The organism is Kitasatospora sp. NPDC059146 (genome assembly GCF_042786665.1).
In the GTDB taxonomy this organism is placed as follows: domain Bacteria; phylum Actinomycetota; class Actinomycetes; order Streptomycetales; family Streptomycetaceae; genus Kitasatospora.
This window is the reverse complement of sequence record NZ_JBHZCY010000210.1, coordinates 1-9,363: the sequence shown is the minus strand read 5'-3', so window position 1 is coordinate 9,363 and position 9,363 is coordinate 1. Positions and strand designations below refer to the sequence as shown.

General features: G+C 72.1%; 4 protein-coding genes and 1 rRNA gene. 2 read left to right on the top strand and 3 right to left on the bottom strand.

What is annotated here, in order from left to right; genetic code table 11:
* Positions 1 to 4,379: HAMP domain-containing protein (locus tag ACFXPX_RS42435; RefSeq protein WP_380644987.1), on the bottom strand; the 4,379-nt coding region annotated here is incomplete at its 3' end.
* Positions 4,380 to 4,965: 586 nt separating this feature from the next.
* Here ACFXPX_RS42435 and ACFXPX_RS42430 point away from each other — a divergent pair.
* Both ACFXPX_RS42430 and ACFXPX_RS42425 read left to right on the top strand, forming a co-directional pair.
* On the top strand, positions 4,966 to 7,527 hold the full coding sequence (locus tag ACFXPX_RS42430) for a SpoIIE family protein phosphatase (RefSeq protein ID WP_380644986.1): 2,562 nt from the start codon (positions 4,966 to 4,968) through the stop codon (positions 7,525 to 7,527).
* Positions 7,528 to 7,794: 267 nt separating this feature from the next.
* Positions 7,795 to 8,358, top strand: a complete 564-nt coding sequence (locus ACFXPX_RS42425) for a GPR1/FUN34/YaaH family transporter (protein ID WP_380644985.1) — start codon at positions 7,795 to 7,797, stop codon at positions 8,356 to 8,358.
* An 11-nt stretch (positions 8,359 to 8,369) separates the two neighbouring features.
* On the opposite strand, the gene ACFXPX_RS42420 is transcribed toward ACFXPX_RS42425, so the two are convergent.
* Positions 8,370 to 9,215 carry a phosphatase PAP2 family protein gene (locus ACFXPX_RS42420; RefSeq protein WP_380644984.1) on the bottom strand — a complete coding sequence of 282 codons (846 nt, stop codon included), beginning with the start codon at positions 9,213 to 9,215 and terminating at the stop codon, positions 8,370 to 8,372.
* Positions 9,216 to 9,276: 61 nt separating this feature from the next.
* A 5S ribosomal RNA gene (gene rrf, locus ACFXPX_RS42415) occupies positions 9,277 to 9,363 on the bottom strand; the annotation flags it as partial.

Here is a 9,363-nt window from a genome sequence, read left to right as displayed (position 1 = left end):
ATCGGCAGCCCGGCGAACTGGGGCATCCGGCGGATCGCCGTCGTGGTCGCGTATCCGTCCATCTCGGGCATCATGATGTCCATCAGGACCAGCGCCACGTTCTCGTGCTGCTCCAGCATCTCGATGCCCTCGCGGCCGTTCTCCGCGTACAGGACGGTCAGCCCGTACTGCTCCAGCACGCTGGTCAGGGCGAACACGTTGCGCACGTCGTCGTCCACGATCAGCACCTGCTGGCCGTCGAAGCGGGTGTCGGCGCGGACCGGCCGGGGCTGCTGCGCGGGCTCCACCGCCCGCGGCACCGCGGCGCTCTCCAGGGCGGCGCTGCGGCGGCGCTCCACCGCCCCGCGGCGGCGCTCCTCGGCCATCTCCCGGACCTCCTGGGCCCAGTGGTCGGCCGGGCTCTCGCCGACCGGCACCGGCAGGCCCACCGGGGTCACCCCGACCGAGGCGCGCAGCGCGGGCGGGTTCGCCGGACCCGGGCGGTCCAGGAGCCGCTCGGCGGCGGCGTCCGGGGCCTCGGTGCGCAGCGGCAGGTAGAGCGTGAAGGTCGAGCCCTTGCCGAGCTCGCTCTCGGCGTGGATCTCGCCGCCGAGCAGCCGGGCGATCTCGCGGCTGATCGACAGCCCGAGGCCGGTGCCGGCGTACTTGCGGCTGATGGTGCCGTCGGCCTGCTTGAACGCCTCGAAGATCTCCCGCAGCTTGTTGCCGGGGATGCCGATGCCGGTGTCGGAGACCGAGAAGGCGATCAGCTCCTCGTCCGGGCCCTGGATCGAGCCGAACTCCAGCAGCCGCTCGCGCACGTGCTGGGGGACGTCCCGGCCGGCCGGGCTGATCGAGAAGTCGACGCCGCCGGTGTCGGTGAACTTGACGGCGTTGGAGATCAGGTTGCGCAGCACCTGCTGGAGCCGCTGCTCGTCGGTGTGCAGGGTGACCGGCAGGGCGGGCGAGACCCGGACCGCGAAGTCCAGGTTCTTGTCCAGGGCGACCGGCTGGAAGGTGGCCTCGACGTAGTCGACCAGCTGGACCAGGGCGATCCGGGCCGGGCGGACGTCCATCTTGCCGGCCTCGACCTTGGACAGGTCGAGGATGTCGTTGATCAGCTGGAGCAGGTCGGAGCCGGCGCCGTGGATGGTGTCGGCGAACTCGACCTGCTTGGGCGAGAGGTTGCCCTCGTTGTTGTCGGAGAGCAGCTTGGCCAGGATCAGCAGCGAGTTGAGCGGGGTGCGCAGCTCGTGCGACATGTTGGCGAGGAACTCGCTCTTGTACCGGGAGGCCAGGGCGAGCTGCTCGGCGCGCTCCTCCAGGACCTGCCGGGCCTCCTCGATCTCGCTGTTCTTGATCTCGATGTCGCGGTTCTGCTGGGCGAGTTGCTCGGCCTTCTCCTGCAACTCCTCATTGGTGCGCTCCAGTTCCTCCTGGCGCGCCTCCAACTCGGCGGACCGCATCGAGAGTTCGGCGGTGAGCCGCTGGGACTCCAGCAGCAGGCCCTCGGTCTTGGTGTTGACGCTGATGGTGTTGACGGTGACACCGATCAGGTCGGCGATCTGGTTGAGGAAGTCCAGCGCGACGGTGGTGAAGGAGCTGAACGTGGCCAGCTCGATCACGCCCAGCAGCCGGCCCTCGAACTGCACCGGCAGCACCACGATGTGGGCCGGCGAGGCCTCGCCGAGGCCGGAGGCGATCTTGAGGTATCCGGGCGGCGCCTCCTTGACGATGATCGCCCGCTTCTCCGTCGCGGCCTGGCCGATCAGCGACTCGCCCGGCCGGAAGGTGGTCGGCATCGCCCGCCGCTGGTAGCCGTAGCTGCCGATCAGGCGCAGCACGGTGTCGTTCTCGTCGTCGTCCTCGGTGATCAGTTCGGCGGTCCGCCCGGCCGGCTGGGCCAGGAAGAAGGCGCCGTGCTGGGCGGAGACCACCGGGGTCAGCTCGGTCATGATCAGCGAGGCGACGGCCTCCAGATCCCGGCGGCCCTGGAGCAGGCCGGAGATCCGGGCCAGGTTGGTCTTGAGCCAGTCCTGCTCCTGGTTGGTCCGGGTGGTCTCGCGCAGGTTGGCGATCATCTGGTTGATGTTGTCCTTGAGCTCGTCGAGCTCACCGGCGGCGTCCACGTCGATCCGCAGGCTCAGGTCGCCCCTGGTCACCGCGGTGGCGACCTGGGCGATCGCGCGCACCTGCCGGGTCAGGTTGTTGGCCAGCTCGTTCACCGACTCGGTGAGGTCCTGCCAGGTGCCGTCCACCCCGGGCACCCGGGCCTGGCCGCCGAGCCGCCCGTCGGTGCCCACCTCGCGGGCGACCCGGGTGACCTCGTCGGCGAAGGCGGAGAGCTGGTCGACCATGGTGTTGATGTTGGTCTTGAGCTGGAGGATCTCGCCGCGCGCGTCCACGTCGATCTTCTGCGAGAGGTCGCCGCGGGCGACCGCGGTGATCACCAGCGCGATGTTGCGGACCTGGCCGGTGAGGTTGTTGGCCATCTGGTTGACGTTGTCGGTCAGGTCCTTCCAGATGCCGGCCACGCCCGGCACGCTCGCCTGACCGCCCAGGGTGCCGTCGGTGCCCACCTCACGGGCCACCCGGGTCACCTCGACCGCGAACGCGGACAGCTGGTCGACCATGGTGTTCAGCGTCCCGGCGAGCGTCGCGATCTCGCCCTGGGCGTCGATGGTGATCTTCTTGGAGAGGTCGCCGCGGGCCACCGCGGAGGCGACCTCGGCGATGTTGCGGACCTGTCCGGTCAGGTTCGACGCCATGAAGTTGACGTTGTCGGTCAGGTCCTTCCAGATGCCCGACACCCCGCGCACCCGGGCCTGGCCGCCCAGGATGCCCTCGGTGCCCACCTCGCGGGCGACCCGGGTCACCTCGTCGGCGAAGGCGGAGAGCTGGTCGACCATGGTGTTGACGGTGGTCACCAGCTCCAGGATCTCGCCCCGGGCGTCGACGGTGATCTTCTTCGACACGTCGCCGCGGGCCACCGCCGTGGTCACCTCGGCGATGTTGCGCACCTGGTTGGTCAGGTTGTTGGCCATCAGGTTGACGCTGTTGGTCAGGTCCTTCCACGTCCCGGACACCCCGGGCACGCTGGCCTGGCCGCCGAGGATGCCCTCGGTGCCCACGTCCCGGGCGACGCGGGTGACCTCGTCGGCGAAGGCCGAGAGCTGGTCGACCATGGTGTTGATGGTGTTCTTCAACTCCAGGATCTCGCCCCGGGCGTCCACCTGGATCTTCTGCGACAGGTCGCCCTTGGCGACCGCCGTCGTCACCTGGGCGATGTTGCGCACCTGATCGGTGAGGTTGTTCGCCATGAAGTTGACGTTGTCGGTCAGATCCCGCCACACCCCGGCCGCCCAGGGCACCTGGGCCTGCCCGCCGAGCCGCCCCTCGGTGCCCACCTGGCGGGCCACCCTGGTCACCTGTTCGGCGAAGCCGGAGAGCTGGTCCACCATCGTGTTGATGGTGTTCTTGAGCTCCAGCATCTCGCCGCGCGCGTCCACCTCGATCTTCTGCGAGAGGTCCCCGCGCGCCACCGCCGTGGTCACCTGGGCGATGTTGCGCACCTGGCCGGTCAGGTTGTCGGCCATGAAGTTCACCGAGTCGGTCAGCTCGCGCCACACCCCGGCGACGCCCGGCACCTGCGCCTGACCGCCCAGCCGGCCCTCGGTGCCGACGTCCCTGGCCACCGTCGTCACCTGGGCGGCGAAGCCGTTCAGCTGGTCCACCATCGTGTTGACGGTGTTCTTCAACTCCAGCATCTCGCCGGCCACGTCGACGGTCACCTTGCGGGACAGGTCGCCCTTGGCCACCGCCGTGGTCACCTGGGCGATGTTGCGCACCTGCGCGGTCAGCCGCCCGGCCATGGTGTTGACCGAGTCCGCCAGGTCCTTCCAACTGCCCGACACGCTGCGGACCTTGGCCTGCCCGCCGAGCTTGCCCTCGGTGCCCACCTCGCGGGCCACCCGGGTCACCTCGTCGGTGAACTCGGAGAGCTGGTCCACCAGCCCGTTGACCGTCCGGCCGATCCTCAGGTACTCGCCGCGCAACGGGTGGCTCACCCCGTTGCTGTGCAGCGAGCGCAGCTCCATCTTCTGGTCCAGGTCGCCCTCAGCGATCGAGGTCAGCACCCGGCCCACCTCGGCCATCGGCCGGGCCAGGTCGTCGATCAGCGCGTTGCAGTTGTCGACCGCCGCCATCCAGGCGCCCTCGCCCGCACCGGTCTCCAGCCGCTCGTTCAGCCGGCCCTCGCGGCCCACCGCCCGCCGCACCCGGGCCAGTTCACCGGTCAGGTGCTGGTTGCGCTCGGCGACCTCGTTGAACACCGCGGCGATCTCCGCCAACGGCCCGTCGCCCGGCACCGTCAGCCGGCGGCGGAAGTTCCCGTCCCGCATCGCGGTGAGCGCGGCCAGCAGCTTGCGCAGCTCGGCGGGCTCCGCGCCGCGGCTGTGGCCCGCTCGCCGGCCGGCCGCGATCCGCGGCGCGGCCCCGGCCCGCCCGCCGCGCGGAGCCTGCGGCGTCGTACCGGTGGCGTCCTTGGTGGCGTCCTTGGTGGCCGAACTCAACGGGCCCCTCCCACATCGTGTGTACTGTCCGGTGACCGCCGCGCCGGAACGGCACGGGACCGGGCACCGGCCCGGCTGGGCTGCGTACCGGCCGGACCTCACGGCCCACCGGCACCCACACGACCGTACTGCTCCCACCGGCCGTCGCGGACCCCCCAGTCTGGCAGCACCGGCGCCGGGTATACGGCTGGTTGCCCACGGTTGTCCCCGCACCGTCCGAAACAGGTGGGCAGAATCACCCTCCGGTGCCTGTTTCGCCGCCCCGCCCCCACGGGGAACCAAGCGGAAAGTAGGGTGGAGCGCTGCACCGGGCCACGACCCGACCCGACGACGCCGCCCACCCGACGGCCCGCCCGGGAAGGTCGGCACGAGCCCCGGACAGTCAGGGCCAGAGCAGCAGAGGAGAAGTGGCAACGTGGTCACCGCGCGCGCAGCCGCCACCTTCGACCCCGACGGCCGGTCCGCGGCCGCCGCCAGGGGCTTCGTCCGGGACGCGCTGCTCGGCTGGGGCCTGCCCGAGGTCGTCGACGACGCCGTCGTGCTGGTCAGCGAACTGGTCACCAACGCCGTCGTGCACGCCGGCACCGCAGCCGAGGTGTGCTGCCTGCGCGAGGAGGAGAGCGTCCGGATCGAGGTCACCGACCACCACCCCGAGCGCGGCCTGCCCTCGCTCGGTGACGGCCCGGTGTCCGCCTCCGAGCGCTTCGCCGACCCCGACGGCGAGGGCGGCCGCGGCCTGCTGATGTGCTCCGCCCTCGCCGAACGCTGGGGCGTCGAGTACGCGGCCGGGCAGAAGACCGTCTGGTTCCGGCTCGCCCTGCCCGCCCACGTGGCCGGCACCCGCTACGCCGTCCCCGCCACCCCCGGCAGCGACCTGCCCAGCAGCCCCGGGCCGGTGCACGTCGCCGTCGTCCAACTCGACGAGGACGGCCGCGTCCTGGCCTGGAACCCGGACGCCGAATCCCTCTTCCACTACCCCGCCGCCACCGTGCTGGGCCGCCCCTGGGCCGACCTCGCGGTCTGGCCGCAGTCCCCCGGCCGCGGCCTCGGCCTCACCGACACCCTCCGGCTGGCCCGCTGGGAGGGCGACTACGGCGTACGCCGGGCCGACGGCGAGGAGGTCGAGGTCTACGGCGTCCAGGTGCGCGTGCGCGACACCGAGGGCGTCGCCTCCACCCTCTGCCTGCTCGTCCTCGAACCCGACCGCGCCGTCCTGCGCTCCCCCGCCCGCGCCCTGCCCGGCGAGCGCCCCGACCAGACCGGTCCCCGGCTCGACCTGCTGGCCGGCCCGGTCGCCACCGACGACCTCGAAACCCTCCTCCAGCGCACCGTCGAACGCGCCCGCGACCTGCTCGACGCGGACGCCGCCTACCTGCTGCTCACCACCGACGACGAGGCCGAGTTCGAGGTCCGCGCCGCCACCGGCCTGACCACCGGGCACCGCCGGCACACCCGCTTCCCGGTGGGCAGCGGCAACCGCTACGACTCCGCCCGGCTGCCCACCGTCCACGAGGACCTCGCCGCCCGCCCCACCGGCCTGCCCCTGCTCACCGGCAGCGGCATGCGCTCCCTGCTCACCGTCCCGCTCAAGGTCGAGGGCCGCCTGATCGGCTCGCTCGGCATCGCCACCGCCGCCCCCGGCCGCTACGACAACGAGGACGCGCTGCGCCTCCAGTTCGCCGCCGACCGGGTCGCCCTGGCCGTCGAGAGCACCCGGCTGACCGAGCTCGAACGGCTGCGCCGCGGCTCGCTCTCCTTCCTCGTCGAAGCCTCCGACCTGCTGGCCGGCACCCTCGAACACGAGCAGACCCTGGCGCTGATGGCCCAGATGGCCGTCCCCACCCTCGCCTCCTGGTGCGCCGTCTACACCAACGGCGACCACAGCTCCTCGGCCGGCCTCGCCTTCGTCCTGCACGAGGACGAGGACCGGATCGACCCCCTGCGCGACCTCCTCGACAAGACCCCCGCCCCCGAGGCCGGGCCCACCCACGGCGTCCGCTTCTGGACCGCGCCCACCGAGACCGCCGGAGCCCGCGGCCTCACCGACAGCCCCGAACTCGCCGGCCTGCTCGGCGAGACCGTCGTCCTGCCGCTGACCGCCCGCAACCGGGTGATCGGCCTGCTCGCCCTCGGCGTCCCGGCCGGCGTGCGGTTCCGGCAGGAGATCCTCGAACTCGCCGAGGACCTCTCCCGCCGGGCCGCCCTGGCCCTCGACAACTCCCGCCTCTACTCCGAGCGCACCGCGACCAGCCAGGCCCTGCAGCGCAGCCTGCTCCCGCCGGACCTGCCCGAGATCCCGGGCGTCGAGGTGGACGTCTACTACCAGGCCGCCGGCGAGGGCAACGAGGTCGGCGGCGACTTCTACGACCTGTTCACCATCCGCGAGGGCACCTACGGCTTCGCGATCGGCGACGTCTGCGGCACCGGCCCCGAGGCCGCCTCCGTCACCGGCCTGGCCCGGCACTCGCTGCGCCTGCTCGCCCGCGAGGGCCTGGACGCCCCACAGGTGCTGCGCCGGCTCAACGCGGCCATCCTGGACGAGGGCGCGCGCAGCCGCTTCCTCACCCTGCTCTACGGCGAGTTGACGCCCCGCCCGGACGGCAGCACCGAACTGTCCCTGGTCTGCGCCGGCCACCCGCTGCCGCTGCGGCTGCGCACCGACGGCCAGGTCGACCGGGCCGCCACCCCGCAGCCGCTGCTCGGTGTCATGGAGGACCTCGAACTCACCGCCGAGCACCTGGTGCTGGCGCCCGGCGAGGTCCTGCTCTGCGTCACCGACGGCGTCACCGAACGCCGCGAAGGCCGGCGGATGCTCGGCGACGACGGCCTCGCCGAGGTGCTCACCGGCTGCACCGGACTGACCGCCGGCGCGGTCGCCATGCGGGTGCAGCGCGCGGTCGAGCGCTTCGCCCCCGAGCCGCCGTCCGACGACATGGCGATCCTGACGCTCCGGGTTCCGACCCGGCGCCAGACCTGAGCGTTCCCCGGCTGACATCGTCACAAATTGTTATCTTCACAAGGGTACAAGCGAGCGGGGCCGGGTAAACCGATCTCGCCGGGGAATCCCCCGGCGGGGACGTGACCAGCGGCTCTCCGCAGGCCCGTCGCTTCTGACCTCACTTCTGACCGCAGCCCGCGCACGCTCACAGCCGTGCGCCCTCGGCGCGGTCGCGCGCATCCACTCATCGGAACGACACCAAGCGTCACTGCGCCCTGCGCGCGCCCAGAGTGAAAGGAGCCTCCGGTGAGCAACGACGCTACCGGGGCAACGAACGCCCGCTCCACCGGAGCCGACGCGGGTAACCTCGGCTACCTCGCCCTCGGCCTGACACTGCTCGCCTACGGTCTGCTCTCCACCGGGATCCTGCACGGCACCGGTGTCGGGGACGCGGCCCACCTCGCCCACCTGCTCGGCGGCGTCACCCTCTTCATCGCGGGCCTCTGGCAGCTCCGCGGCGGCGAGGGCTTCACCGGGACCGCCTTCACCAGCCTCGGCGCCTTCTGGGCGACCTGGTCGGTGGCCGGCGGCGCGAGCAAGAACGCCGCCGGTCTGTTCCTGCTGCTGTGGGCCCTGCTCGCCCTCAGCCTCACCGCCGCCAGCTGGGGCGCGGGCCTGTTCAGCCGCGCCGTCTACGGCCTGTTCACCGTCTCCCTCGTGCTGGACGCCATCGCCGTCCTCGGCGGCTACAGCGGCCTCGGCAAGGCCGCCGGCTGGGTCGCGGCCGTCTCCGGGGCCATCGCCTGGTACTGGGCCACCTCCCGCCTGAGCCACGGCTCCTGGGGGAAGGTCGCCCTGCCGGTCAAGTGACCTGCCGGGGCTCAACCGACCTGCTGGGGCCGCTCCTCGGCACCGGCCCGGGGCCGGGTCTCCGTCTCGACGGGGACCCGGCCCCGTCGCCGTGCCGCCAACGCCAGGACGGCGTAGGCGAACAGCAGGATGGCGACGGCGACGATGCCGTCCGCCCAGAAGTGGTTGGCCGTCACCACGACCACCGCGACCGTCAGCAGCGGGTGCAGCACCACCACCCAGCGGAACGGGCTCGGCGACACCCGCACCACCGCGACCGCCGCCAGCACGCACCAGGCGACGTGCACCGACGGCATCGCCGACAGCTGGTCCGCCACCACCACCCCGCCGACCGCACCGCCGTACACCGACTGCCCGTACTCCGCGGCCACGTCCACGAAGCCGCTCTGCGGCAGCATCCGCGGCGGCGCCACCGGGATGAACTGCACCAGCAGGCAGACCGCCGTGGTGATCACCACCGTGTTGCGCACCCACGCGTAGCGCTCCCGGTGCCGCAGGAAGACCCAGAGCAGCGCACCGAGCATGACGGCGAAGTGCATCACCGCGTAGTAGTAGTTCGCCAGCCGCACCAGCACCGGGTACGGCGTGACCGCCGCCTGCCAGGAGGCCTCGTCCGGCAGGCCGATCGCCCGCTCGGTCCGGTGGATCCAGCCCGCCCGGTCCAACGCGTGATCGGCACTCATCACCGACAGGTGCCCGACCAGCTGCCAGAGCGCGAACAGCGCCAGCAGCGTGCCGGCCTCCCGCAGCAGCGCCGACGCCCCCGGTTTCCGGACCCTCGCAGCGGCGTACGCGCCTCCGTAGAGGACGACGGCGGCACCCCCGGCGGTCTGCCAGGTCAGGGTCAGGTTCTGCATTGGCAGAGGGTAACGCAAAAAGACCCCCTCCCGAATGGGAGGGGGTCTTTTTGGAATGATTGTTCGGCGGCGTCCTACTCTCCCACAGGGTCCCCCCTGCAGTACCATCGGCGCTGTGAGGCTTAGCTTCCGGGTTCGGAATGTAACC

Coding starts and splice junctions, on each gene's coding strand:
- ACFXPX_RS42420 (WP_380644984.1), bottom strand. CDS start 9,215: ATGCAGAACCTGACCCTGACCTGGCAGACCGCCGGGGGTGCCGCCGTC.